Below are 25202 nucleotides of genomic sequence, written 5' to 3' on the forward strand. Positions count from 1 at the left end.
CTTCGGGTGAAGCATGCGAACGATGACTAGGTCGTCGTTCTTGTCCTGCTGAGAACTACTTGACGAGCTTGCCGGACCACGACTTGGACGCGGCGCTGTAGATCGCAGCCGTCTCACCGTCGAAGTACGGCGAGGTGATCTGGTCGTAGCGCTTGTTCTTGTCGCTGTCCACGATGAGGCTCGTGACACCGTTGACGTAGCCGAGGCGCTTGGCGTTGCTGTACTTGAGCAGCCACGGGCCACCCGCGTAGCCACCGGTCACGGCGCACTTCAGGGAGATGTGCTCCTCGACCTTGTACTCGGGGGCCTTGGTGACGTTCTTGCCAGTCTTGCCGTAGCACCACTTCGGCGTGACACCGGTGTAGGGCTTGTTGCCGTCCGGGTGCGCACCCTGCGGGTAACCGAAGGTGCGGACGTACTTGCCGGTCGGCTGGTTCCACGCGAAGCCCTGGCCACCGACGTTGTCGCCGAGACGGCCACCGCTCTTCAGGCCCGAGACGACGGTGTAGAAGTCCTTACGGATCCACCCGCGCTCGGTGCCCTTCTTCACCCACAGCTGCACGTAGTAGTGGGTGATGGTGGAGTTGCCGCGACGGTCCAGCTTGACGGTGCCGGGGAACTGCGCGTTCGGCTTGCCGTTCTGACCCTTGAAGTAAGCGAGGGCCTCGTTGTACGTGACCTGCTCGACCTCGGGCTCGCCGAACTTGCGGTTCTGGCCCTGGCCGGAACGAGCACGGAAGTACTCGCTCGCGGTGACCTCACGCTTGGTGACCTCGGCGCCGGGGTAGTCCGGGCCGACGGCCTCGTCCGGAACCGCACCCTTGAGGACGTAGATGTCCTTGTTGTTCGGGTCGAGACGCTTGGAGGCCTCTTCCCGGCTAACGGGGACTTCCTTGACGAACTTCTCGCCGCGGTACTTGCGGAACTCGTCCCAGTACACCTTCTTGGGCTCCTTGAGGGAGCCGCCGAGGGCGTCGTACACCGTGACGAAGGCGTAGTCGCGGTCGAAGTCCTCGTAGACCTCGAAGTCGTAGTGGGTGAACGCCTGCTTGCCCACGTAGATGCCGAACGGCGTCTTGCCCTGGTAGTAGCCGGGCACGAAGACCCAGCGGGACACGACTTCCTTGTTCGCCGCGATGTCGTAGACGCAGTGGCCGGCGGTGGCGACCAGGTTGCGGTACTGCGACTGGATGGAGGTGCCGGAGCACCAGTACAGCTTGCCGTCACGGCCCTCGAAGAACACCTTGCCGATGGACTTCGGCAGGTTCACGTTCTGGGTCTTGGCGGCGGTCTTCTTCTCCTCGCCGATGGGCGCGGTGACCCCCGGCTTGGTGTCCGCGCTATAGCCACCACCGCGGACGATCTTGTCGACCTCGAGAACGTCGGGGCTGAAAGCCACGGCGCCCTTGAGGGCGGCGTTGTTGGACTTGGTCCAGAACTCCACGACCTCTTCGGCCTGGGCCTGCGTCTTGGCGAGATCGGCGTTCTCGATGACGTTGTCAGCCTGCGCCGTGCCGGCGAGGCCGGCAGCGAGGAGACCAGTGGCCAGAATGGCGCCACCGGCCGGGAGGAGGATGCGCTTCAAGGTAACTCCTTGCGCTGTCGTGGAACGCCTCTTGCGTCCCATGCGTCAGTAAAGGGATAGCCAGGAACATACAGTGTCGATCTTGAGCTCGGGTAGCCGATCTGAAAGGAAAAGTCGCGACAAGCCGGGCGTGATCGTTCTGTGATGTTTAAAAGGCTGATGCGCAGGAGCTGTGCGAAGCTTCAGTTGTCACCATTTGGCCTGATCAACATAAGGATGTTGTCAAAGTGGCCATGGGTGCGGAGACGTCCCGTTGATCCGCCCCGGCTGAGCGATGTGACGCAGATCACATCGAGTTGATGGCACCGTATGGGCGCCCCATGCGTCCAAACGCCTTCACTTCGCCGGAGAAAAGCAGAAGGGCCCGGCAGGATGCCGGGCCCCACGCTCGCAACAGTTATACGGACGGTCAGGGACCGGTCGCGGAACCGCTACTTAGACGATCTTGCCGGACCACGAAGCGGCCGCGGCCTTGTAGACGGTGTTGGTCTCGCCGTCGAAGTACGGCGACGAGATGTAGTCCACGCGGCCGTTCTTGTCCTGGTCGTTGAAGGTGCTGGTGACACCGTTCACGTAGCCGAGACGCTTGGCGTTGCTGTACTTGAACAGCCACGGGCCACCGTCGGCGCCCTCGGTCATAGCGCACTTGAGAGCGACGTGCTCCTCGATCTTCTTGGCGGCGGAGCCGACAAGCTTCTTCGAGGTCTTGCCGTAGCACCACTTGGGCGTGATGCCGGTGTAGTTCTTGTTGCCGTCGGGGTGCGCGCCGGCCGGGTAGCCGAACACGCGGACGTCCTTGCCCGTCGGCTGGTTGTACGCGAAGCCCTGACCGCCGACGTTGTCGCCGAGGCGACCAGCGTCGAGGGAGGCACCGTCGACGATGAAGAAGACGGTCTTGAAGAACTTCGTGTCCGTGCCGGGCTTGTACCACTGCTGGACGAAGAAGTGGGTGATCGTCCAGTTGCCGCGACGGTCCTTCTCGACCTTCGCCGGGTACTTGACCCGGTCCGCCCGCTGCTTGGCCTTGTAAGCGGCGGCCTCGCTGTCGGTCACGATCTCGGTGATGGGCTCACCGAACTTGCGGCCGTTGCCCTGGCCGACCCGAGCGCGCTGGTAGCGGCCCTCGGAGACCTCGACCTTGCCGACGACGGCGCCGGGGTAGTCGGGACCGGTCGCCTCAGGTGCCGAGCCACGCTTGGCCCAGTAGGCCTCGGTCCGGGTGGGGTCGAGCTTGCCCGCGCGGAACTCCTCGCGGCTGATCTCGACGTCCTTGGCGTCCTTGATGCCCTGGTACTTGTCCCACTCGGCCTTGGAGACCTGCTTGGCCTCGCCACCCTCGACCTTGACGCCGTTGTAGACGGTCACGAACGCGTAGTCGCGGTCGTAGTCCTCGTAGACGTCGAAGTCGTAGTGGGTGAAGGCCTGCTTGCCGACGTAGATGCCCCAAGGAGCACGGCCCTGGTAGTAACCGGGGACGAAGACCCACTTGGACATGACGTCCGAGTTGGTGGCGGTGTCGTAGACGCAGTGCCCGGCCGTGGCGACCAGGTTGCGGTACTGCGACTGGATCGAAGTGGCGGAGCACCACCGCTTCTCGCCCTTGCTGTTGACGAAGAACACCTTGCCGATGGTCTTCGGCATGTTGACGTTCTGCGTCTTGGCGGTGCTCTTCTTCTCCTCGCCGATCGGCGCCGTGGTGCCGGGCTTGGTGTCAGAGCTGTAGCCGCCCTTGCTCTGCAGCCTGGCGACGTCGGTCTTGCTGTCCCAGACGTTGGACTCCTTGGCGGCCTTGAGGGCAGCGCCGTTGTTCTCCGCCCAGAAGTCCGCGATGGCCTTCGCGTTGGCAGCGGACGTCGCCATGTTGTCCTTGGCGACGTCGGTGTCAGCCGAGGCCGTACCGGCGAGGCCGGCGGCCAGGAGGCCGGTGGCCAGAACCACGCCACCGGCGGGGATGAGGATGCGCTTCAAGGGAACTGCTCCTTGCTCTGTCGTGGGTCGCAACATGCGTCCCATGCGTCAGTAAAGGGATAGCAAGGAACATAGCGTGGTGATCTCCGCAGGTGGAACCCGGTTTGGCGGATCGGGCAGACGCCCTTACCGCCGTGACCTTTCCGTTACCAGTCAGAGATCTTCGCGCGCTGTGATGTGAAAGTTACGTTTACGCAGGGTGTGAGTGGGTTATCGCTTACGGCACGAAAGTTCCGTTAACCGGTAGTCGCAGAGTGTAGTCGCTTGTATGTGACTCAGATCACAGGAACCAGATTTGGGCCTGCTCCGTCTAAGTTGGCCCGATCCTCACAGGTGATCTTCAGGAAGCGTTCAGATCGAGGTTTCCCGGGCCTCTTTCGTCGGTCCGCGCAGGCTTCACGACCCCTGAGAAACGCGAACGAGGGCCTCGGTGAGAACCGAGACCCTCGTCTGCTTCCGGGTGACTTACTTGTACAGCTCCCCGTTCGGGCCGACGATCTTGCCCGACCAGACGTTCTTGGCCGCGTTGTAGACGCCGGCCGTCTCACCGTCGAAGTACGGCGAGGTGATGTAGTCGATCCGGTCGTTGCCGTCCTGGTCGGCGAACGTGCTCGTGACGCCGTTCACGTAACCGAGGCGCTTGGCGTTGCTGTAGTCGAGCAGCCAGGGCCCGCCGTCGAAGCCGGGGGTCACCGCGCACTTGAGGCCGATGTGCTCCTCGATCTTCAGCCAGGACGCGCCCACCGCCTTGGCCGTGGTCTTGCCATAGCAGTGCTTCGGCGTCACGCCGCTGTAGGGCCGGTTGCCGTCAGGGTGCGGCGCCGACGGGTAGCCGAACGCGCGCACCGCCTTGCCCGTGGGCTGGTTCCAGGCGAAGCCCTGCCCGCCGACGTTGTCGCCCAGCCGCCCCGCGTCCTTGGACAGCAGGAGGTAGTGGCGGCCGCCCCACGACCGCTTCGGGCCGGTGAACCGCTGGTAGTCCTTGCGGTTCACCTGCTTGACACCGTTGAACTGGATGCCGTTGTAGACGGTGACGAACGCGTAGTCGCGGTCGTAGTCCTCGTAGGTGTCGAAGTCGTAGTGGGTGAAGGCCTGCTTGCCCACGTAGATGCCCCACGGCGTCTTGCCCTGGAAGTAGCCGGGGACGAAGACCCACTTGTCCAGCGTGGAGGCGTTGCTGTCGGTGTCGTACACGCAGTGGCCGGCCGTGGCGACCAGGTTGCGGTAGTTCGACTGGATGGAGGTGGCCGAGCACCAGCGGTACTTGCCGTGGCTGTCGACGAAGAAGACCTTGCCGACGGTCTTGGGCAGGTTCACGTTCTGGGCCGAGCCGGTGGATCTGGACTCGCCGGTCGGCGCCGTGAGGCCGGGCTTGCCGTCGGGGGTGTAGCCGCCCTTGGAGACGACCTTCCGCACTTCTTTCGAGTCCCACGTGTACTGCGTCGCGGACCGGAGCGCCTTGCCGTTCGAGGCCAGCCAGAAGGAGGCGACGGAGACGGCGTCGGAGGAGTTGCGGGCCATCGGGTCGTGAGCGACGTCGCCGCCGGCCTGCGCCGTGCCGGACAGTCCGGCGGCGAGCAGACCGGTCGCCAGGAGGGCGCCGCCGGCGGGAAGAAGGGTTCGCTTCAAGGTGACTCCAGGTTGCGCTGACATGAGGCGCCTCGTGCACCTCCGGAATTCAGCAAATGGACAGCCCGGAACCTACAACCTTGGTGGGGTTCGTGTGACAAACGGGGAGATCGTGTCAGTAGTGGGAGCGTGGCCGTGATCCCGCCGAGAGAGAGAAGCCGCTGATCACCCCAAGTGATCAACCGGTTGCTATGACTTACGTCACTTTTGGCACAGTGGCCTGCGCCGCCGCCCGCCGGTAGACCTCACCGGTCGTGGTGTCGAAGTAGGGCGACGACACCGCGTCGTAGCGGTCCCTGGCGTCCCTGTTCCAGGTCAGGCTGTTGACGCCGTTCAGACTGCCGAGCTTGCGGTTCTTGTCGTAGCCGATTACCCAGGGGCCGCCGCTGGCGCCGTGGCTGAAGTCGCACGGCTGGAGCTCGACGCCCTTCTGCAGGTCGAGCCCCGGAGCCACGGTGTAGCGGGTGCTCCGCTCCGGGCACTCCAGCAGCGTCTTGCCGTCGAACGGGCGCGTGCCGTCGGGCTGTGCCCCCGCCGGGTAGCCGAAGGGCCTGGCCGTGTACGAGCCCGGCTTCCTGTTCAGCTCGATCCCCAGCCCGCCCACGTTGTCCTGGAGCCGGCCGACGTCCTGCATGACGTAGCCGCCGTTCTTGGCCACCCAGGTGAACCCGCGGTTCACGGTCACGAACGCGTAGTCGTAGTCGTAGTCGGCCTTGCCGATCCAGTCTTCGTGCAGGCTGATCGAGGCGCCCACGTAGATGCCGTCGGGCGTCTCGCCGTTGGCGTCGGGGTTGGGGACGAAGATCCAGTAGTCGGCGGGCTTGGCCTGGCGCGAGTCGTACGCGCAGTGCGCGGCCGTGGCGACGACGCTGCGGTTCTTGGCGGCGATCGAGCTGGCGGAGCACCAGTACTCCTTGTCGCCGATCCGGAAGAAGACCTTGCCCATGGTCATCGCGGCGCCCTTGCGCGGCGGCACGGGCAGGACGCTCTGGGCGGCGAGCGAGCGCCGCACGGTGGCCACGGGCGTGGCCGGGGCGGCCGCGCTGCCGGACGTGCTCACCGGGGCCGCGGCGCCGGGAGTGGCCGGGGTGTAGCTGTCGCTCTTCTTCAGGCGGTCGGGCTTCCAGTAGTTCGCGACCCGCTTCACGTCCGCGAGCGTCCTGGCCAGCGGGACGGCGTACACCTTGCTGGTGGGCGCGGCGGCGCTTGCTGTGGCGCTGTGAGCGTTCCACGCGGCGGCGTGGGCGGTCCCCGTGAGGGCGGGCAGCATCAGCAGCGCGCTGCTGAGCGCAGCCGCTGCCAGGTGCCGGGCCCGGGGGATCATGAAATAGGCCTTTCTTGGGGTCGTAAGGGTGGATTTTTCCAGATGTACAGACGGTATTGCAGCTTGGATAGAGATTCGTTACCTGATCAAGGGTGCATCGTGAACTATAAGGACACTGTCAGCCGAACACTCCCGATACGCGTTAATGATCATTAGCAAGTTGGCATAACCGCAGGTCAGGCGGGGTTGCTGAGTGTATGTCCGGGCGCGCTAATGCGCGCATTCACGGCCATGATCAGGATCGTTCCAGTGGCGCACACCACGTTGCCGCCGCGACGCCGCCGCGTTGCCGCGGTGTTGCCGCTGCCCCATTCCCGGCCCAAGGGAAGGCCCCGGATCCACTGGGGAACCGGGGCCCGGGTGCAGGCTCGCTCAGGCTCGATCAGCGCCAGTTGCCGGTCCAGCGGTTGGCGGCGGCCTTGTAGACCTTGTAGGTGTCGGTGTTGAAGTACGGCGACGAGATGTGGTCGTAGCGGTCGTTGCCGTCGGTGTCCCACGCGACGCTGTTGACGCCCACCAGGTAGCCGGTGCGCGACGCGCTCTTGTAGTTGTAGATGAACGGCCCGCCGCTCGCGCCGGCGGTGAAGGAGCACTTGAAGCCGATGTGCTCCTGCAGGTTGTACTTCCTGGCCTCGGGCATCGGCTTGGTCTTGCCGTAGCAGTACTTCATGGTGCGGCCGGTGAACGGCTTGTCGCCGTCGGGGTGCTCGCCCGCCGGGTAGCCGAAGGAGAACACGTTCAGCTTGGTGCTCCGGTTCCAGGTGAAGCCCTGGCCACCGACGTTGTCACCGAGCCGGCCGACGTTCTTGACCGTCCACTTCCACTTGCCGCCGACCTTCTCCCACTTGACCTTGATGCCGTTGAAGACGTTGACGAACGCGTAGTCGTAGTCGTAGTCCTCCTTCACCACGAAGTCGTCGTGCGCGTTGAACGTCTTGGCGGCGTAGATGCCGTAGGGAGCCTTGCCGTCCCAGACCTTGTCGCCGTCCCAGTAGGACGGGATGAAGATCCAGTTGTCGTAGAAGGTGTTCTTCTTGGTGTCGTACACGCAGTGGGCGGAAGTCGCCACGAGGTTGCGGTACTTGCTCTGCACCGAACTGGCCGAGCAGTAGCGCCAGTTCTTCGGGTTGCGCGGGTCGGCCTTGGGCAGCGTGAAGAACACGCGGCCGACCGTGTTGGGCAGGTTGACGTGCTTGCTCTTCTTGCTCTTCGTCTTCTCCGCGCCGATCGGCGGAACGGAGCCTGCGGGACCGTCCGGGGAGTCGTTCCTGCCCTTGACGCCCTTGGTGGACAGGTCGACGCCGTCGTCGTAGTCGGTGGCCAGCTTGATGCGGTCCGGCGTCCAGAACTGGACCGCCTGCTCAGCAGGGGTGGCCGAGTTCCTGGACACGACGTCCGAGGGTGCGGTCGCGCTCGCCGCGCCGCCGCCGACCATTCCCGCCGCCAGCCCGATGGCCACGAGGCCGGCGAGGGGGATCGCGATGCGCCTTGCTCGGGAATACATGGAGCTCCTCTCAGCTTTCGGCGGCCCAGAGCGGGGGACTGTGCCCCGGTGGGCCAGGAAAACGTTGAGAACGCTAATGAACGGCCCGATCCGGCCGCCAGGAAACGACGCCAAAAAGCATGGGCCGGTTCCATTCTGTTATGGAAATAGCGAGTTCGCATGTATTCGGAATTAGCATTTCCGCAGGTCAAGGCCGTGTTTTATTTTCTCTGACAACAGCGGTAACGCCAATTATCAAGCGCCACTCCTTATCAACCGAACGTTGTTCTGGTTAGATGGCGGCATGGATCCTCGCACGCCCTGTCTCATTGGCATCGCCCAACGCACCATTCGCGAGCAGCCGGGCCCAGAACCGCTGGATCTGTGGGAGTCGGTCGCCCGCGCAGCCGCGGACGACGCGCGGCTGCCCGTCGGGCGGCTCGACTCGATCCAGATCGTCCACACCGACTCGTGGCAGTACGACTCGCCGGTCGGCCGCCTCGCGGAACGCCTCGGCGCCACGCCACGCCACCAGGTCTACTCCAAGGTCAGCGGTACGGCCCCGCAACTGCTCATCGGCGCCGCGGCGGCCGGGATCGCGGCGGGCGAACTGGAGTCCGCGCTGGTCGCGGGGGCCGAGGCGCTGGCCACGCGGCGGGCGTACCGGAAGGCGGGCGAGCACGCGCCCTGGAGCCACGCCGCCGACCCGCGGCCGCCGTACGGGTGGGAGCGGACGCCGCATCCCTCCGCGCTGGCGCACGGGCTGTTCCTCCCGGTGCACACCTATCCGATCATGGAGACGGCGCGGCGGGCGGCCGTCGGGCTCGCCATCCAGGAGGAGATGCGCGAACGGGCCCGCATCATGGCCCCCATGACCGAGGTCGCGGCGGCGAACCCGTACGCCTGGCGCAGGGTCGCGCGCACCCCCGACGAGCTGCTCGACCGCTTCGTCGGCTGGCCGTACACCAGGAGCACCGTGGCCGTGCTGGAGGTGGACCAGGCGGCGGCCGTCGTGCTGGCCAGCTCGCGGCTGGCCGACCGGCTCGGGGTGCCCCAGGATCGGCGGGTCTACCTGCGCGGATGGGCGTACGCGGAGGACACCTGGGAGGTGGCGGCGCGGCCCGCGCTCGGCTCGTCGCCGGCCGTCGCCGCCGCCGCGCGGGCCGCGTTCGAACGGGCCGGGCTCGGGCTGGACGACATGCACGCGCTCGACGTCTACAGCTGCTTCGCGATCGCGCTGCGGCAGGCGTGCGACGCGATCGGGCTCGACCCGCTGGACCCGCGCGGGCTCACGGTCACCGGCGGGCTGCCGTACGCGGGCGGGCCGGCCAGCGACTACGTGCTGCACTCGACGGCGACGATGGCCGGGCTGCTGCGGGCCCAGTCGGGGCACGGGCTGGTCACCGGGGTGGGGATGCACCTGACCAAGCACACGTACGCGGTGTGGTCGAGCGAGCCGGGCGGGCGGCTGGGCGGGCGGCTGGGTGGTGCGACGCCGGTGCACACGGCCGAGGAGGTGCCGGTCGTGGCGTCGTACTCAGGGGTGGGGAAGGTGGCCGGCTACACGGTGGCGCACGGGCCGGGGGGCGCGGCCGAGAAGGGGTTCCTGGTGGTGGAGGTGCCGGGAGGGCGGGCGTACGCGGTGGTGGAGGAGGCGGACCTGCTCGCGGAGGCGGAGGAACGGGAGCTGGTGGGGCGGGAGGTGCGGGTGGCGACCGACGGGAAGGTCAATGTGGCCTCCTGGTGACTTAAACTTGCAGTCAAATCTGTGACCGGTTGACTACTATCTGGTGTTGACATTTTTATGTCAGCGGCGGACGCTGGAGTCATGCGGAGGACAACGGTGCGCATCGACGAAACGCTCCTCAACGAGGCGAAGGCGTACGCGGCGAAAAACGGACGAAGTCTCACCTCAGTCATGGAGGATGCCTTGCGACAACTGCTCAACCGCTCCACGGAGGTGGCCCAGCGGCCCCGCGTGGAGTTGATCACCTCCCCGTGCGAGCCCGGCTACCACGCATGGGTGCAGCAGAGGCTCGACGCCGGCGACAAGCTGGAGCACATCGCCTACGACCTCGACAATGCGGAGCGTTTCCCGGAGGTGTTCGATGCTCCTCGCTGACATCAACGTCCTTGTCAACGCGTTCCGGCACGAATCCGTCGACCACGATCGCTGCCTGGCCATCGTCGACGAGATGGTGAACGGCGACTCCAGCTACGCCGTGAGCGACTTCGTCGTCAACGGGTTCATCCGGATGGTGACCAACCGGCGCATCTACCTCAAACCCGATCGGCTCGAAGACGCCCTCACCTTCGCCGCGGCCTATCGCAACCAACCGCACGCGTCGGTGGTCGCGGCCGAGGACCGGCACTGGGAGATCTTCACCCGGCTCAGCCGTCAGGTCGGCGCCACCGGCAATCTCATCCCCGACGCCTATCTCGCCGCACTCGCCATCGAGCACGGTTGTGAATTCGTGACCTGCGACAAAGATTTCGCCAAGTTCGAGGGCTTGCGCTGGAGGTCGCCCCTGAACTGAACTGGAGTTCAAGGGCGCAAGCCGGCACCGACTCGGCTAGGAACGTCGTGGCGGAACAGTTCGACGTCATCGAGGCAGGCGAGCGTGGGCGCCGCCGGTGGACATTGTTGCTGGTGGTGGTGGCGCTCCTGCTCATCCCCGTCATCGGCCTGCTCGTGAGCCGGGACCCCGACCCCGAGGCCGAGGCGGAGTCTCCCGCCGCGACCGCGACCCCTGAGCCCATCAGGTCCCTGACCCGGCTCGACAACGCGCCCAACATCGTCAACCCACCCGCCGTGCCCAAGCAGGGGGACGAGGTCATCCAGGTGGTGTTCCCCCACGGCGTACGGGCCGAGGTGCGGTATCCGGCCGAGCTGAATCTCGACGCCCTGGGCTCGCGGCCGTTCCAGGGAGCCTGGGTCGAGGGACGGTTCCGCCAGTTCGTCGCCCCGTACGGCGGTCAGCTGGAGGTCACCCGCGGCGGGCAGCCGATCAGAAACTACGCCCCCAACGTGACCCTCTGGCCGCGCCAGGCGGGCAGCGGCTTCTACGGGCAGGTGCTGCTGTTCGAATTCGGGCCGTGGCGGCTGGCGATGTACGACCGGGGGGAGGGGCTGACCTTCGACCAGCGGATGTCGCTGGCCCGCAACCTGCGCGGACGGGTGACCAAGGAGGGCTACCTCGTGCTTTCGGCCCGCCGTGACATCCGGCTGACCCGACCGGGGGAGCGGGTCCAGGGCCATCCGGTGGGGCCACAGCTGTGGTTCGGCGGCGGAGCGGGCCAGATGCTGGCCCTCGTCCCGACCCCCGACTGCGCCGGCCACCGCGCGTTGCCCGAGGTCATCGAAGGGCGAGGGCGACCGTCCGACATGGTGTGCCGTGGCGACATGCTGATCGCCGTCACGGGGTCGACGGAGTTCAGAGAGAAGGCGATCGAGGGGATCCGGGTCACGGTGAAATGACCCCACCCACTCGCCGGGTGGTGCTGGGGATCTGCCGGGCGCTTCGCCTGAGTGGTGCTGGGGGCCTGCCGAGGTTTTGCTGGGCGACGTCGAATCCGTCGGGCGTTAGGCGGATGGCGCTGGGCGGCGGCGGACGTGGGCGGGTTGGGGCGGGGTGGGGTGATCGGGTTGAAGTAGGGTGCGGCCATGTTCGCCGTAACCGCCACACAGACCGATCCCGACAACCCGCTCGCCGGCCTGACGCTGGGTGAGCGCCCCGAGCCGGAGGCGCCTGAGGGGTGGACGACCGTTTCGGTGCGTGCTGCCGCGCTCAACCATCACGACGTGTGGACGCTCAAGGGCGTCGGCATCCGGCAGGACCGGCTGCCGATCGTGCTGGGCTGCGACGCCGCCGGGGTGGACGAGGACGGCAACGAGGTCATCGTGCACTCCGTGATCGGCACCGGCGCCGACGAGACGCTCGATCCCAAGCGCACGCTGCTGTCCGAGCAGCACGACGGCACGTTCGCCGAGCGGGTGGCCGTGCCGCGCCGCAACCTGGTGCCCAAGCCGGCCTCGCTCGGCTTCGAGCACGCGGCCTGCCTGCCGACGGCGTGGCTGACCGCGTACCGGATGTTGTTCGACAAGGCCGGGCTGGAGCCCGGCTCCACCGTGCTGGTGCAGGGCGCCGGCGGCGGCGTGGCCACTGCGGTGATCGCGCTCGGCCGGGCCGCCGGTTACCGGATCTGGGCCACCAGCCGTTCGGAGAGCAAGCGGGAACGAGCCCGGCAACTCGGCGCCGACCAGGTCTTCGAGCCGGGCGCGCGGCTGCCGGAACGGGTGGACGCGGTCATGGAGACCGTCGGCCAGGCCACCTGGGACCACTCGCTCAAATCGCTCAAGCCCGGCGGGCGCATCGTCGTCTCCGGCGCCACCAGCGGCGCGGTTCCGCCCGCCGACCTGAACCGGGTCTTCTTCCTGCAACTGTCCGTGGTCGGTTCCACGATGGGGACGCGGGAGCAGTTGGGGCGGCTGGCGGTGTTCCTGGAGCAGACCGGGCTGCGGCCGGAGATCGACCGGGTGCTGCCGCTGACCGAGGCGCGCGACGGGTTCGCCGCCATGGCGTCGGGGGAGATCTTCGGCAAGATCGTCTTCACCGTCTGAATAAGTGACGGGTTACTTCTGACGCTTCCGGGTGATACAAGAGGTAAGCGGTGGTGTCACCCGGGAGGTTGTCATGATGGACATCGAGCCCTTCGGCCCCGGGTCGATGCACTGGGACACGACCGGCGAATACCGTAACCTGCTCGTGGCCGGCAGTGCGCTCGTGCTCCAGACCATGCATCCGGCGGTCGGCGCGGCGGTGGCCGAGCACTCCACGTACAAGAGCGATCCGTGGGGGCGGCTGGAGCGCACGCTCGTGTCCGTGCAGAAATGGGTGTACGGCGGCGCCGACGGCCCGGCCGAGGGACGGCGGCTCAGGGAGCTGCACAAGCCGATCAGCGGAGTGGACGAGAGCGGCCGGCACTACCACGCGCTGAACGGCGAGGCGTGGACCTGGGTGCACCTGTCGCTGTTCGAGCGGTTCATCGTCCTCAACCGCTACTTCGGCACCCCGTTCACCCGCGAGCAGGAGCGGCGCTTCTACGCCGAGTCGCGGCAGCTCGGCGCGATCCTGCGGGTGCCCGAGCGGGAGCTGCCCGAGGACATCGACGGGTTCTGGCGCTACTTCGACCGGATGGTGGCCGAGCGGTTGGAGGCGCATCCGACGGCGCTCGATGTGCTCTCGGTCATGCGCGGCACCCCGGCGCCGCCGGGGCTGCCCGCTCCGCTGCGCCGGTTGTGGACGCCGGTCGGGGCCGGGGCGGGGGAGTTCAGCTATTTCCTCACCGTCGGCACCCTGCCTTCCGCCGTACGACGGAAGCTCGGGCTGCGCTGGACGGGCCGGGAGGAGCGGCGGTTGCGGCATCTCGGGCACGCGGTGGCCATGCTGACCCCGCACCTGCCTGAACGTCTGCGTTACATGCCCATCGCCTATCACGCCCGCAAGGCCGCCCGGAGCTCCCGTCGCGCCGGCCGCGACCAGCTCCGCTCCGCCTGACGGCCCCGGCTCACGCTCGCCCCGGCGGCCAACGGCTCACGCTCGCCCCAGCGGCCCCCGGCTCACGCTCGCCCCGGCGGTCACCGGTTCGCTCCGCCTGGATGCGGGGGTGCGGGCGGAACAGGGTCAGCGGTCGAGGATGTCGTGGATGGTGCGGCTGGTCTCATGCAGCGTCGTACGCAGCTCGTTCAGCTGCTCCGGAGTGAGCCGGGCCTGCGACGCCTCCTCGCGGACCTGGGCGACGAAGTCGGCCAGCAGCTCGCCCAGCTCGGCGTCCAGCTCGGCCCGGTTGGCCGGCCCGCCGGACGGTTGGCCGCCGAGCGTTGCCCAGACCTCCGACCAGATCCGGCGCCACTCGCCGCTGAGCCGCTCGCCCTCGTCCTGCCAGTGGGTGGCGTGTTCCATCCACTGCCGCTTCTGCTGCTCCCGCAGGCGCCTGATGTCCTCTTTCTGCTTCTGACGCATCCGCCTGGTGTCCTCGGCCGCGCCCGTGCGCACGTCCTTGGCCATCCGGGTCAGCTCGTCGCGCAGCGACTTGACCGTGTCGCGGACGTCCTCCTTGACCTCGCGGGCGATGTCGCGCACGGAGGCGGAGATCTCCTGCTCCAGGTCGTCGAGCTCGTCGAGCCGGGCGTTCAGCTCCTCGCGGCCCTTGTCGGTGATCGAGAACACCTTCTTGCCCTCGACCACCTCGTGCGTCACGAGGCCCTCCTCCTCCAGGCGGGCCAGGCGCGGATAGATCGTGCCGGGGGAGGGCGAGTAGACGCCGAGGAAGCGGTCTTGGAGCAGCCGGATGACCTCGTAGCCGTGGCGCGGGCTCTCCTCCAGCAGCTTGAGCAGGTACAGCCGGAGCCGGCCGTGACCGAAGACAGGGCTCATTCCTTCTCTCCCTTGAGCAGCGTGACCTCGCCTGAGACCGTGATCGCCGACAGCGAGGCCATGCCGCCACCCAGCCGTCCCGACAGCGTCTTGGAGCCGGGGTTGTTCGTGTCGGACAGTCCGTCGAAGGTGCTGACCAGCCTGCCGGAGGTGGATCTGAAGCTGACGTCCGCCTCCACGTTCTTGGGCAGCCTGACCAGGATGTCACCGGAAACACTGTTGAGTGTCACGTGACCCGTGGGACGCAGGAAGAGATCGGCGGTGATGCGGCCGGAGACGCTGTTGGCCTTCAGCCGGCGTGGCGTGCCGTGGGCCACGGTCAGGTCGCCCGAGACGCTGACGAACGACAGGTCGCCGCCCAGCGCCCGGCTCTCCACGGCGCCCGAGACGGTGTTGGCGGCCACGTCGCCGCTGACCCCGTCGAGCACGATGTCGCCGGAGACGCTCTTGACGTTGGTCGCCTTCTCGAACCCGGCCACCAGCGCGGGTGCGGTCACCACGCCCGCCTTGACCCGGCAGTGCTTGGGCACGGTGATGGACAGGACCGTTCTGCGCTTGTCCCGGCGCAGCCAGCCGAGCAGGCCGTCCCAGGTGAGGTCGCGATAGGCGATGGTGAGCTCTTTGCCGGCCTCGTCGTAGGTGACCAGGAGCGGGGAGGCGGAGTCGAACTCGGCCACCTCCAGGGTGGGTGGGCCGTCGCTGGCCAGCACGTCGAGGCGGCCGGCGACGATGCGCACGTCGAGTGAGTCCACGTCGCCGAAGGTCAGTTGCCCCGGCTCTTCGATCGTCCACTGCTGCATGCTCCGCCGGCCCTCTCGTTGTGGGTACGCTCCTACTACATTTCACGATATGTCGCGTTCAAGGGAAACTCAAGATGTATCGCGTTATGAAGTGTGCCACGGCCCCCATCGCGGGACGAACCGTACGGACGCGACCGTGCCTCCCGTCGCAGGGGAGGGTCAGTCGTCCTCGTCGTCGAGGCGGGCCAGCCAGGTGGCCAGGCGCTCGATCGGCGTCTCGAACTCCGGGTTGAGGTCGACGAACTCGCGCAGCCGTTCTCCGAGCCACAGCAGGCTGACCTCTTCCTCGCCCCGCCGCTCGACCAGCTCCTCGATCCCCCGATCGGTGAAGTACATCGTGTTCCCCTTTCCATCTGTGGGCCTGGCTGCGATGTATGGCCGGACAAGCAGCGAGCCCCCGGCGAGAACCGGGGGCTCGCTGGTCAGACCGGTCAGCCGAAGATCTGCTGCTGGATCTCTTCGAGCTCGGTGTCGTGCGAGTTGTGCGAACCCGTGGCCGGCGAGCTGTTGGCGGCGCGCGACACGCGCCGCACGGTCCGTCCGCCCAGCGTCCCCGGGTCCTCGGCCAGCTTGAGGGTCAGGTACGGCCACGGCCCCATGTTGGTCGGCTCGTCCTGGGCCCACACCAACTCGACCTGGTCGCCGTAGCGCCCCAGCTCGGCCGCCAGCTCGTCCGACGGGAACGGGTAGAGCCGCTCCAGCCGCACGAGGGCGACGTCGTCACGGCCCGACTTGTCGCGCGCCGCGGCCAGCTCGTAGTAGAGCTTGCCGGAGGTGAGCACGACCTTGGTCACCTTGCCGGGCTCGACGGTGGTGTCACCGAGGACCGGCTGGAAGGTGCCCGAGGTGAAGTCGGCCGCCCTGGACGTGGCCGCCTTGTGGCGCAGCAGCCACTTGGGCGTGAAGACCACCATCGGCTTGTGCCGCTCCGACTCCACCTGCCAGCGCAGCAGGTGGAAGTAGTTGGCCGGAGTGGTGGGCTGCGCGACCGTCATGTTGTCGAGCGCGCAGACCTGGAGGAAGCGCTCAATGCGGGCCGAGGAGTGGTCGGGGCCCTGGCCCTCGAAGCCGTGCGGCAGCAGCAGCACGACCGAGGACTTCTGGCCCCACTTCTGCTCGCCCGACGAGATGAACTCGTCGATGATCGTCTGGGCGCCGTTGACGAAGTCGCCGAACTGCGCCTCCCAGAGGACCAGCGCGTCGGGACGGACCACGCTGTAGCCGTACTCGAAGCCCAGCGCCGCGAACTCGCTGAGCAGCGAGTCGTAGACGTAGAACTTCGTGGTGCCCTGGTTGAACGTCTTGAGCGGCGTGTGGTCGGCGCCGGTCATCCGGTCCACCAGGACGGCGTGCCGCTGGGTGAACGTGCCGCGGCGGGAGTCCTGGCCGACCAGGCGCACCGGGTGGCCGTCGATCAGCAGCGAGCCGAACGCCAGCGTCTCGCCCATCGCCCAGTCGATCGCGTCCTGCTCGACGCTCTGGCCGCGGCGCTGCAGCACCGGCGCGAGCCGGGGATGCGGCGTGAAGCCCTCGGGCAGGTTGAGCTGGGTGTCGACGATGCGCTTGAGCGTCTCGTCGCTGATCGCGGTCGGCGTGTCCTCGTGGGACCACTTGACGACCTCGGTCGGCGGCACCCGCATCGCGCCCGCCTCCAGCGGCTTCTTCGCCGCCTCGCGGGTCTCGGTGAACGCCTGCTCCAGCTTGGCCTGGTAATCGCGCAGCGCCTGCTCGGCCTCCTCGACCGTGATGTCGCCGCGGCCGATCAGGGCCTCGGTGTAGAGCTTGCGGGTCGAGCGCTTGGCGTCGATGAGGTCGTACATCAGCGGCTGGGTGAAGGCGGGGTTGTCGCCCTCGTTGTGGCCGCGGCGGCGGTAGCAGATGAGGTCGATGACGACGTCCTTGCGGAACGCCTGGCGGTATTCGTAGGCCAGCTCGCCCACGCGTACCACGGCCTCGGGGTCGTCGCCGTTGACGTGGAAGATCGGCGCCTGGATCATCCGCGCCACGTCGGTCGCGTAGACCGAGGAGCGGGAGGAGGCGGGCGAGGTCGTGAAGCCGACCTGGTTGTTGACCACCACGTGCACGGTGCCGCCGGTGCGGTAGCCGCGCAGCTGCGACAGGTTGAGCGTCTCGGCCACGACGCCCTGGCCGGCGAAGGCCGCGTCACCGTGGACGAGGACCGGCAGGACCGTGAAGCCCTCCTCGCCGCGCTCCAGGAGGTCCTGCTTGGCGCGGACCACGCCTTCGAGGACCGGGTCGACGGCCTCCAGGTGGGAGGGGTTGGCGACCACGGAGGCGGTGATGGTCTTGCCGCTCGGCGCGGTGAACTCGCCGCTCGCGCCCAGGTGGTACTTCACGTCGCCCGAGCCGTGCGCGGTGCGCGGGTCGATGTTGCCCTCGAACTCGCCGAAGATCTGGGCGTAGGACTTGCCCACGATGTTGGCCAGCACGTTGAGGCGGCCGCGGTGGGCCATGCCGATGACGACCTCGTCGAGGTCCTCGTCGGCGGCGTCGCTGATCACCGAGTCGAGCAGCGGGATCAGGGACTCGCCGCCCTCCAGCGAGAAGCGCTTCTGGCCGACGAACTTCGTCTGCAGGAACGTCTCGAACGCCTCGGCGGTGTTGAGCCGCGACAGGATGTTGAGCTGCTCGTCGCGCTCGGGCGACTTGTGCGGCTTCTCCACCCGCGCCTGGATCCAGGCCCGCTCCTCGGGGTTCTGGATGTGCATGTACTCGATGCCGACGGTGCGGCAGTAGGAGTCACGCAGCACGCCCAGGATCTCGCGCAGCTTCATCAGCGCCCGGCCGCCGAACCCGCCGGTGGCGAACTCGCGCTCCAGGTCCCACAGCGTCAGGCCGTGGCTCTGGATGTCGAGGTCGGGGTGCTTGCGCTGCTTGTATTCGAGCGGGTCGGTCTCGGCCATCAGGTGCCCGCGCACGCGGTAGGCGTGGATGAGCTCGATGACGCGCGCGGACTTGGCCACGTCGTCGTCGTGGGAGGCCGAGATGTCCTGGACCCAGCGGACCGGCTCGTACGGGATCCGCAGCGCCTCGAAGATCTCGTCGTAGAAGCCGTCCTCGCCGAGCAGCAGCCGGTGGATCTGGCGCAGGAAGTCGCCCGACTGGGCGCCCTGGATGATCCGGTGATCGTAGGTGCTGGTCAGCGTCATGACCTTGGAGACGGCCAGGCGCGAGAGCGTGTCGGGGGAGGCCCCCTGGTATTCGGCCGGGTATTCCATCGCGCCGACGCCGATGATCGTGCCCTGACCGGGCATGAGGCGCGGAACGGAGTGGACCGTGCCGATCGTGCCGGGGTTGGTCAGCGAGATCGTCGTGCCGGCGAAGTCGTCGACGCCCAGCTTGCCGGAGCGAGCCTTGCGGACGACCTCTTCGTAGGCGACCCAGAACTGGCGGAAGTCCATCTCCTCCGCGCCCTTGATGGAGGGCACGAGCAGCTGGCGGTCGCCGTTGCTCTTCTGCACGTCGATGGCCAGGCCGAAGCCGACGTGCTCGGGCTTGACCAGGGTCGGCTTGCCGTCGATCTCCGCGTAGGAGTAGTTCATCTCCGGCATGGCGCGCAGCGCCTTGACGATCGCGAAGCCGATCAGATGGGTGAAGGAGATCTTGCCGCCACGACCCCGCTTGAGGTGATTGTTGATCACGATGCGGTTGTCGATGAGCAGCTTGGCCGGGATGGCCCGCACGCTCGTGGCCGTCGGAACCGTCAGCGACAGGTCCATGTTGGCGGCCGTGCGTGCGGCGGCGCCGCGCAGCTTGACCTCTTCGGCGCCCTTGGGCACCGGAGCGGCCGGCTGCTTCGGCTTCTCGGCCGCGGGCTGCGCCTTGGGCGCGGCCTTGGCCGGTGCCGGTGGAGGCGGCGCGGTGACAGTGCCGTTCGCCGCCTCCCTGACCGGGGTTCGGCCCGGTCCGTAATCAGGGTTGTAGTCAGCGAAGAAGTTCCACCAGGCCTTGTCGACAGACTCAGGATCTTGGAGGTACTTCTGGTACAGCTCGTCGACAAGCCACTCGTTCTGACCAAAGCTTGCCAGCGGGTTTGTCCGCGACGACTCAGACGACACGGCGGAAATCGCCCTCTTCCGCAGATCGGCGTTGATGTTAGAGAACCTGTCCAAGGCTACTCGCCCGGACCGGCAACGCGCGCCGAAGAGCCCGCGCCGCCTCGAACGATCCTCTCAGGACGGCGCGAAGAGGTCACGCTCGCCTAGTCAATCCGGGTAGTGCGCCATTTATTACTCTTTGGTATCAACGTCCAGACCTGAGGTTTATTTCACGCTGGACAGCAACCGGCTGGTGATCCGCACCTCTGGGGACAACTCGGACAGGAGGTCCGCCAGCTCCTCGCCCGCCTGCTTGAGCTCCTCCAGCGACATGGGCTCCAGCCGTTCGAGCAGGAAGATCGCGTTGGTGGTCTCCTCGGTGAGGCGGGTGCGCACCACCTGGCGCCAGTTCCACCGGCGGCAGGTGACGCCGGCGTCGTCGCGCCAGATCACCTCGCCGGGCTCCGGCTGCCCGAGCGCCTCCTCCGACGGCTCGTCGCCGACGGCCCTGACCAGCCGGGCCGGGCCGACGTAGCGGTCGAGGTCCTCGCCGCCGATGGGCAGCGCGTGCTTGACGCTGATCGAGTTGTACGCGTCGACCGCGCGGTTGATCTCCGGCAGCGGCATGCGGCGGGTGAGCGCGTCGACCGAGGGCCGGGTGCGCTGCGGCTTGGCGCCGAAGGCGCGGTAGGCGTCCTTCCAGGCGTCGATCTTGTCCGCCTGCACCTCCGCCTCCGAGGCCTCGGTCAGCCAGGCCCGGGTGCGGTCGTCGGTGGGCCCGTTGCTCAGGCCGTGCGCGGTCATGACCAGCACCGCGAAGTCGGGTCGCAGCGCGAGGACGGAGTCGTCCACCCAGATGTCGTCGAGCATCCCCACAGTTTAGGAGCCAGGACACCTGGGAGCGGAAACCGCAAAATTCACTTTGCAAAATTCGTTTTGCGGTTTATCGTCGGTGACATGCAGGAGTCGTACAAGATCACTGATCCGCAGGTGCTCAGGGCGGTCACCCATCCGCTCCGAGCCCGGCTGCTCGGGCTGCTGCGCGCCGACGGGCCGGCCACCGCGAGCGAGCTCGGCCGCAAGATGGGCGAGAGCTCGGGCTCCACCAGCTACCACCTGCGCGAGCTGTTCAAGTTCGGCTTCATCGAGGAGGACGACGACCGGCGCGACGGCCGTGAGCGCCGCTGGCGGGCCCGCCACCGCTACACCTCGTGGAACAGCAGGGAGATGGCCGGCACCGCCGAGGGGCGCGAGGTGATCAGGGTCATGCGGCTGTGGCAGGCCGAGGCGCTCGGGCAGATCGTGCAGGAGTTCGACGAGTCCGAGTGGTCTCCCGAGTGGGTGGAGACGGCCGGCCTGAGCGACCACATCGCCGAGCTGCCGCCGGCCGGGCTGGCGGAGTTCATGGCGCGGACGGACGAGGTCCTGCGCGAGCTGATCGCCCGCCACGCGGGCGCTCCCGACATCGAGCAGGTACGGATCTGGGTCGGGGGCTTCCCCCGGGCCAGGGAGGAGAAGTCATGACCGCGCGTTCGGCGTTCCGGCGTTATCTGCTCGTCAGCTTCCTGACCTGGCTGCCCGTGGGGCTCATGGCGGCCAGCATGGTGCTGCTGATGACCGAGCGGGGGCTCGGCCTGGCCCAGATCGGCCTGGTGATCACCGTCTTCTCGCTCGTGGCCGTGAGCCTGGAGCTGCCCACGGGCGGCTTCGCCGACGTCGTGGGACGCCGCGTGGTGCTGGCCGCCTCGGCCGCGGTCACGGTGGCGGCGCTCGCGCTGATCAGCGTGTCCACGACGTTCTGGATGTTCGTGGCCTGCGGCGTGCTGAAGGGCGTGGCCAGGGCGCTGTCCAGCGGCCCGGCCACCTCCTGGTACGTCGACACGCTGCACGGCATCGAGGGCCGGAACGCCGACCTCAAGCCGGGCCTGGCCGGGGGCAGCGCGATGGAGTCCGTGGCCCTGTGCGCGGGCGTGCTGGCGGGTGGCGCCCTGCCGCTCCTGGTGCCGCCCTCGCTGATCTTCCCGCTGGCCGCGCCGCCCCTGGTGGGCGCGGTGGCGGCGCTGGTGCTGCTGGTTGTGGTGATCTTCGCGATGCCCGAGCCGGCCCACGAGCGCCGCTCGTTCGGCGGTGTCCTGCGCGAGGTGCCGGCCACGGTGGCCGGTGGCATCAGGCTCGCGCTGCGGGGCGCGGTGCTGCGCCGGCTCATGCTCGCCGCCGTCGTCTCCGGCGTCGTCCTGACCAGCATCGAGCTGCTCACGCCCGGCCGGCTGGCCGAGCTGGCGGGCACGGCCGAGAGCGGCAGCCTGGCCTACGCGGTGGTGGCGGCGCTCGGGTTCGCCGGCAGCGCGGCGGGCAGCTCGCTCGCGCCCCGCGCCGCGCGGCTGGCGGGCGGCTCCGCGAGGGGCGCCATCGCGGGCACGGTGCTGACGGCGCTCTCCGTCGCCGCGCTGGCCGCCACGGCGGACCTCGCCGGCGTCGCGGGGCTGGTGAGCGCGGGGCTGGCCTACGTCGTGCTCTTCGTGGGCCTCGCGGTGGCGGGCGTGCTGTGCCTGGAGATGACGCACAGGGCGGTCAACGCGGCCGAGCGCACCACGGTCACCTCGACCAGTTCGCTGTCCCTGCAAGGCGGCGGGGCCGCGGCCAACCTCGCGCTCGGCGCCCTGGCCGCCCAGGCGGGGCTGCCGGTGGCGTGGGGGATCACGGCGGCGGTGGCGCTGGCCTCGATGCTGGTGTTCGTCCGGATGCCCCTGCCGCCGGGCGATCAGGCGGTCACGGACCCCGAGGTCACAGGCTCCAGTCCAGATCAGGTCCTACCGGCACGATCCGGCTCGGGTTGATGCCGGGCTGGGTGAGGTAGTAATGACGCTTGATCTGATCGAAGTCGGTGGTTTCGCCGAAGGCCGGGATGGCATGCAACCGGCGCGCGTACGCCCAGAGCGCCGGATAGTCGGCCAGCCGGCGGACCGAGCACTTGAAGTGCGTGTGATAGACGGCGTCGAACCTGGCCAAGGTCGTGTAGAGGCGCACATCGCTGTCGGTGAGCGTGTCGAAGAGGAAGTCCGACCCGGCCAGGCGCACCTCCAGCAGGTCGAGGGTGGTGAACACCCGCGCGACCGCCTCCTCGTACACCTGCTGGTCACGGGAGAAGCCCGCCTCGTAGACCGCGTTGTTGAGGCCGTGGTAGAGGCGGTCGTTCATGATGTCGATGTCGGGGCGCAGGCGTTCCGGATAGAGGTCGGGGGAGGTCCCCCATGACGTCTCCAGGTCGAGGGTGATCTGGGGGAAGTCGTTGGTGACGATCCGCTTGTCCTGCTCGTCCCAGACGCAGGGAACGGTGTAGCGGCCCGTGTAATCGGGGTCGGTGGCGTGGTAGAGCTCCGACAGGTATTCGGGGTCGCCGCCGGGGACGCGCCAGCCCTTCTCGTCCCTGACGGGGTCCACGATCGTGACGTCCAGCAGGTCCTCCAGGCCGAGCAGCGCGCGGACGATCAGCACCCGCTGGGCCCACGGGCAGGCGTAGGAGGCGTAGAGCCGGTAGCGGCCCGGCTCGGGAGGGCCGAGCCGATCCGTGAAGCGGTTGGGCTGCCGGACGAAGCGGCCATCGGCGTCGAACTCGCGGCTCGGCTTCATGACCCCAGTAGAACACGATTCGGACACAGAACTATATTCGGGCGTGTGGCGAAATTTGTGGTGACACCCTCGAACGCGGCACAGCGAGAGGCGTGGGTAGGCGGGACCATCCCCGACGTCGAACGGGTCCGGCCGGGCGTGTGGTCGGTCCCGGTGCCGATCCCGATCAACCCCCTCCGGTACGTGCTGGTCTACGTCCTCGAACTGCCCGACGGCGTGGCGATCATCGACGCCGGCTGGAACACCGACGAGGCGTACGACGCGCTCGTCGCGGGCCTGGGCGTGGCCGGGTACGCGATCACCGACGTCAAGGGCGTGCTCGTCACCCACATCCACCCCGACCACTACGGCCTGGCCGGGCGGGTCCGCGAGAATTCCGGCGCCTGGATCGCGCTGCATCCCGCGGACGCCCGCCTGGTCCGCGAGCGCTACGACGACGCGGCCATCGACTCCCTCGTGCAGCGCGAGCGCGCGCTGCTGCAGCGCTGCGGCGTCCCTGAGCTGACGCTGGACGAGCTGGCCGGGGCGTCCATGATGATCAGGCACATGGTCTCGATGGCCAGGCCGGACCGGCTGGTCGAGGACGGCGAGGAGCTCGGCCTGCCCGGCTGGGACCTGCGGGCCGTCTGGACGCCCGGCCACTCGCCCGGTCACCTGTGCTTCGTCTCGCCCGAGCGCAAGGTGCTGTTCTCGGGTGACCACGTGCTGGCGAAGATCACGCCGATCGTGGCCGTGCATCCCCAGTCGGGGCCCAACCCGCTGGCCGACTACCTCGACTCGCTGGCCGCCGTCCGCAAGCTGGAGGTGGACGAGGTGCTGCCGGCGCACGAGTTCCGCTTCCTCGAACTGGCCGAACGGGTGGACACCGTGATGGCGCACCACGACGAGCGGCTGGCCGAGATCGAGCACGTGCTGGGCGCGGCCGGGCCGTCGTCGTGCTGGGACGTGGCCACCCGGTTGACCTGGTCGCGGCCCTGGGAGACGATCCCGCCGTTCATGCGGCGCTCGGCCAACAACGAGACGCTGGCTCACCTGGCCTGGTTGGAGGCGAAGGGGCGGGTAGTGCGGCAGGCGGGTGAACCGGACCTGTGGCTGAGGCCCTGAGCCGGTTATCGTACTCATACTAGAATGTTGTTCTCCTGCGCGGGAGGTTCGATGCTTCGGTTCGATGACAGGGTCGCGATCATCACGGGGGCCGGGCACGGCCTCGGCAGATCCCACGCCCTCATGCTGGCCGAGCGGGGCGCCATGGTCGTGGTCAACGACCTCGGCGGCGCGCTCGACGGCACGGGCGCCTCGACGGGGCCGGCCGCCGAGGTCGCCGACCTCATCACGAAGAACGGCGGCCAGGCCGTGGCCAGCGCCGACGACATCTCCACGCCGGAAGGGGCCAGGGCGGTCGTCCAGGCGGCCGTGGACGCGTACGGCAAGGTCGACATCGTCGTCAACAACGCCGGCATCCTGCGCGACAAGTCGTTCGGGAAGATGACGGTCGAGGAGTTCGACGCGGTGCTGGCCGTGCACGTACGCGGCTCCTACCTGGTCAGCCAGGCCGCCTACCCGCTGATGAAGGCGGCCGGTTACGGGCGCGTCGTCAACACCTCCAGCCCGGCCGGGCTCTTCGGCAACTTCGGGCAGGCCAACTACTCCACCGCCAAGATGGGCCTGGTCGGCCTGACCAAGACGATCGGCATCGAGGGCGCGCGCAACGGCATCAAGGCCAACGCGATCGCCCCGGTCGCCTGGACCCGGATGACGGAGGCGCTGCTGCCGGCCGAGTTCGAGGCCAAGTTCACGCCCGAGCGGGTCAGCGCGCTGGTCGCCTACCTCGTGCACGAGTCGTGCGAGACGAGCGGCGAGGTCTTCACCGTCGGCGCCGGCCGGGTGGCGCGGGTGTTCGTGGCCGAGGGGCCCGGCTGGAAGACCGACGACGTCACGCCCGAGGCGATCGAGGCCAACTGGGAGGCGGTCATGGCCGAGCAGCCGTACGTGCTGACGGCCGGCGACTCGATGAAGGCGATGCTCTGACGCCGCCGCTCCTCCGGCGACGCTGCTCTGACGGCACGGCTGCTCTGACGGCAGGGCTGCTCTGATCGGGCTGATCGGGCCGCGGCCGTCCAACGTGCTCCGATCGTGATGTACGGCCTCCGCGCCGCGCTGACAGCGTGGCGCAGGGCCGCGACGCTCTGACAACGGCGCGGCCACGGACCACCCCCAGGTGCCGTAGCGGCGGGTTCCGCCGCAGGTGAAGCCGCGGTTTCCCGGCGCCGGTCCTCTGACAGGGACCG

21 protein-coding genes are annotated in these 25202 nt (G+C 68.2%); 10 read left to right on the plus strand and 11 right to left on the minus strand.

Features of this window, described 5'->3' with window-relative positions:
- Positions 1–55: 55 nt before the first annotated feature.
- The 5 genes from OIE67_RS00265 to OIE67_RS00285 all read right to left on the minus strand — a co-directional run bounded on the left by OIE67_RS00265 (position 56) and on the right by OIE67_RS00285 (position 8010).
- Entirely contained in the window at positions 56–1585 is a 1530-nt protein-coding gene (locus OIE67_RS00265; RefSeq protein WP_326635493.1) for a trypsin-like serine peptidase, read from the minus strand.
- A gap of 435 nt (positions 1586–2020) precedes the next feature.
- Positions 2021–3553, minus strand: coding sequence for a trypsin-like serine peptidase (locus OIE67_RS00270; protein ID WP_326635494.1), 1533 nt, complete (start codon positions 3551–3553; stop codon positions 2021–2023).
- A 465-nt stretch (positions 3554–4018) separates the two neighbouring features.
- Positions 4019–5182, minus strand: a complete 1164-nt coding sequence (locus OIE67_RS00275) for a trypsin-like serine peptidase (RefSeq protein WP_326635496.1) — start codon at positions 5180–5182, stop codon at positions 4019–4021.
- Positions 5183–5378: 196 nt separating this feature from the next.
- On the minus strand, positions 5379–6506 hold the full coding sequence (locus tag OIE67_RS00280; protein WP_326635498.1) for a trypsin-like serine peptidase: 1128 nt from the start codon (positions 6504–6506) through the stop codon (positions 5379–5381).
- Positions 6507–6888: 382 nt separating this feature from the next.
- Positions 6889–8010 (minus strand): trypsin-like serine peptidase, encoded by a 1122-nt coding sequence (locus OIE67_RS00285; RefSeq protein WP_326635500.1) that lies wholly within the window; start codon positions 8008–8010, stop codon positions 6889–6891.
- Between the two features lie 283 nt (positions 8011–8293).
- On the opposite strand from OIE67_RS00285, the gene OIE67_RS00290 reads away from it, so the two are divergent.
- The 6 genes from OIE67_RS00290 to OIE67_RS00315 all read left to right on the plus strand — a co-directional run bounded on the left by OIE67_RS00290 (position 8294) and on the right by OIE67_RS00315 (position 13547).
- Positions 8294–9736, plus strand: a complete 1443-nt coding sequence (locus OIE67_RS00290) for an acetyl-CoA synthetase (RefSeq protein WP_326635502.1) — start codon at positions 8294–8296, stop codon at positions 9734–9736.
- Positions 9737–9832: 96 nt separating this feature from the next.
- On the plus strand, positions 9833–10111 hold the full coding sequence (locus OIE67_RS00295; protein ID WP_326635503.1) for a DUF6364 family protein: 279 nt from the start codon (positions 9833–9835) through the stop codon (positions 10109–10111).
- On the plus strand, positions 10098–10526 hold the full coding sequence (locus tag OIE67_RS00300) for a type II toxin-antitoxin system VapC family toxin (protein ID WP_326635505.1): 429 nt from the start codon (positions 10098–10100) through the stop codon (positions 10524–10526). Before OIE67_RS00295 ends, OIE67_RS00300 begins: the two co-directional genes overlap by 14 nt.
- A gap of 47 nt (positions 10527–10573) precedes the next feature.
- Entirely contained in the window at positions 10574–11467 is an 894-nt protein-coding gene (locus OIE67_RS00305; protein WP_326635507.1) for a hypothetical protein, read from the plus strand.
- 186 nt (positions 11468–11653) lie between these two features.
- Positions 11654–12610, plus strand: coding sequence for a zinc-binding dehydrogenase (locus OIE67_RS00310; protein ID WP_326635509.1), 957 nt, complete (start codon positions 11654–11656; stop codon positions 12608–12610).
- Positions 12611–12683: 73 nt separating this feature from the next.
- Positions 12684–13547: an oxygenase MpaB family protein gene (locus tag OIE67_RS00315; RefSeq protein WP_326635511.1), complete on the plus strand. Its 864-nt coding sequence runs from the start codon at positions 12684–12686 to the stop codon at positions 13545–13547.
- Positions 13548–13673: 126 nt separating this feature from the next.
- Here OIE67_RS00315 and OIE67_RS00320 read toward each other — a convergent pair whose 3' ends face one another.
- The 5 genes from OIE67_RS00320 to OIE67_RS00340 form a co-directional block, all read right to left on the minus strand.
- On the minus strand, positions 13674–14426 hold the full coding sequence (locus tag OIE67_RS00320; RefSeq protein ID WP_106252216.1) for a PadR family transcriptional regulator: 753 nt from the start codon (positions 14424–14426) through the stop codon (positions 13674–13676).
- Positions 14423–15226 (minus strand): DUF4097 family beta strand repeat-containing protein, encoded by an 804-nt coding sequence (locus OIE67_RS00325; RefSeq protein ID WP_326635513.1) that lies wholly within the window; start codon positions 15224–15226, stop codon positions 14423–14425. Before OIE67_RS00325 ends, OIE67_RS00320 begins: the two co-directional genes overlap by 4 nt.
- Positions 15227–15385: 159 nt before the next feature.
- Positions 15386–15562 (minus strand): DUF6104 family protein, encoded by a 177-nt coding sequence (locus OIE67_RS00330; protein WP_181308704.1) that lies wholly within the window; start codon positions 15560–15562, stop codon positions 15386–15388.
- A 95-nt stretch (positions 15563–15657) separates the two neighbouring features.
- Positions 15658–19305, minus strand: a complete 3648-nt coding sequence (locus tag OIE67_RS00335; protein ID WP_326635514.1) for a multifunctional oxoglutarate decarboxylase/oxoglutarate dehydrogenase thiamine pyrophosphate-binding subunit/dihydrolipoyllysine-residue succinyltransferase subunit — start codon at positions 19303–19305, stop codon at positions 15658–15660.
- 204 nt (positions 19306–19509) lie between these two features.
- Complete coding sequence (locus OIE67_RS00340) at positions 19510–20154, minus strand: B3/B4 domain-containing protein (protein WP_326635515.1); 645 nt, start codon at positions 20152–20154, stop codon at positions 19510–19512.
- Between the two features lie 87 nt (positions 20155–20241).
- Here OIE67_RS00340 and OIE67_RS00345 point away from each other — a divergent pair, with 87 nt between their 5' ends.
- Together OIE67_RS00345 and OIE67_RS00350 are read left to right on the plus strand one after the other, a co-directional pair.
- Positions 20242–20808 (plus strand): helix-turn-helix domain-containing protein, encoded by a 567-nt coding sequence (locus OIE67_RS00345; RefSeq protein ID WP_326635518.1) that lies wholly within the window; start codon positions 20242–20244, stop codon positions 20806–20808.
- Complete coding sequence (locus tag OIE67_RS00350; protein ID WP_326635520.1) at positions 20805–22121, plus strand: MFS transporter; 1317 nt, start codon at positions 20805–20807, stop codon at positions 22119–22121. The genes OIE67_RS00345 and OIE67_RS00350 overlap by 4 nt, the downstream gene beginning before the upstream one ends.
- On the opposite strand, the gene OIE67_RS00355 is transcribed toward OIE67_RS00350, so the two are convergent.
- Entirely contained in the window at positions 22069–22914 is an 846-nt protein-coding gene (locus OIE67_RS00355) for a glutathione S-transferase family protein (RefSeq protein ID WP_326635522.1), read from the minus strand. The two genes, OIE67_RS00350 and OIE67_RS00355, sit on opposite strands and share 53 nt — an antisense overlap.
- A 45-nt stretch (positions 22915–22959) precedes the next feature.
- Here OIE67_RS00355 and OIE67_RS00360 point away from each other — a divergent pair, with 45 nt between their 5' ends.
- Both OIE67_RS00360 and OIE67_RS00365 read left to right on the plus strand, forming a co-directional pair.
- Positions 22960–24018: an MBL fold metallo-hydrolase gene (locus OIE67_RS00360; RefSeq protein ID WP_245956661.1), complete on the plus strand. Its 1059-nt coding sequence runs from the start codon at positions 22960–22962 to the stop codon at positions 24016–24018.
- Positions 24019–24069: 51 nt separating this feature from the next.
- The gene (locus tag OIE67_RS00365) at positions 24070–24942 is read left to right on the plus strand and encodes an SDR family NAD(P)-dependent oxidoreductase (protein ID WP_326635523.1); all 873 of its coding nucleotides are present in this window, start codon (positions 24070–24072) and stop codon (positions 24940–24942) included.
- Positions 24943–25202: the final 260 nt, after the last annotated feature.

Source organism: Nonomuraea fuscirosea, assembly GCF_035917475.1.
Taxonomy (GTDB): domain Bacteria; phylum Actinomycetota; class Actinomycetes; order Streptosporangiales; family Streptosporangiaceae; genus Nonomuraea; species Nonomuraea fuscirosea.

Bases quoted from the DNA above. Each gene is read 5' to 3' on its own strand.
- OIE67_RS00280 (WP_326635498.1), bottom strand. From the start codon at position 6,506: ATGATCCCCCGGGCCCGGCACCTGGCAGCGGCTGCGCTCAGCAGCGCG.
- OIE67_RS00285 (WP_326635500.1), bottom strand. From the start codon at position 8,010: ATGTATTCCCGAGCAAGGCGCATCGCGATCCCCCTCGCCGGCCTCGTG.
- OIE67_RS00290 (WP_326635502.1), top strand. From the start codon at position 8,294: ATGGATCCTCGCACGCCCTGTCTCATTGGCATCGCCCAACGCACCATT.
- OIE67_RS00300 (WP_326635505.1), top strand. From the start codon at position 10,098: ATGCTCCTCGCTGACATCAACGTCCTTGTCAACGCGTTCCGGCACGAA.
- OIE67_RS00310 (WP_326635509.1), top strand. From the start codon at position 11,654: ATGTTCGCCGTAACCGCCACACAGACCGATCCCGACAACCCGCTCGCC.
- OIE67_RS00315 (WP_326635511.1), top strand. From the start codon at position 12,684: ATGATGGACATCGAGCCCTTCGGCCCCGGGTCGATGCACTGGGACACG.
- OIE67_RS00320 (WP_106252216.1), bottom strand. From the start codon at position 14,426: ATGAGCCCTGTCTTCGGTCACGGCCGGCTCCGGCTGTACCTGCTCAAG.
- OIE67_RS00325 (WP_326635513.1), bottom strand. From the start codon at position 15,226: ATGCAGCAGTGGACGATCGAAGAGCCGGGGCAACTGACCTTCGGCGAC.
- OIE67_RS00330 (WP_181308704.1), bottom strand. From the start codon at position 15,562: ATGTACTTCACCGATCGGGGGATCGAGGAGCTGGTCGAGCGGCGGGGC.
- OIE67_RS00340 (WP_326635515.1), bottom strand. From the start codon at position 20,154: ATGCTCGACGACATCTGGGTGGACGACTCCGTCCTCGCGCTGCGACCC.
- OIE67_RS00345 (WP_326635518.1), top strand. From the start codon at position 20,242: ATGCAGGAGTCGTACAAGATCACTGATCCGCAGGTGCTCAGGGCGGTC.
- OIE67_RS00350 (WP_326635520.1), top strand. From the start codon at position 20,805: ATGACCGCGCGTTCGGCGTTCCGGCGTTATCTGCTCGTCAGCTTCCTG.
- OIE67_RS00355 (WP_326635522.1), bottom strand. From the start codon at position 22,914: ATGAAGCCGAGCCGCGAGTTCGACGCCGATGGCCGCTTCGTCCGGCAG.
- OIE67_RS00365 (WP_326635523.1), top strand. From the start codon at position 24,070: ATGCTTCGGTTCGATGACAGGGTCGCGATCATCACGGGGGCCGGGCAC.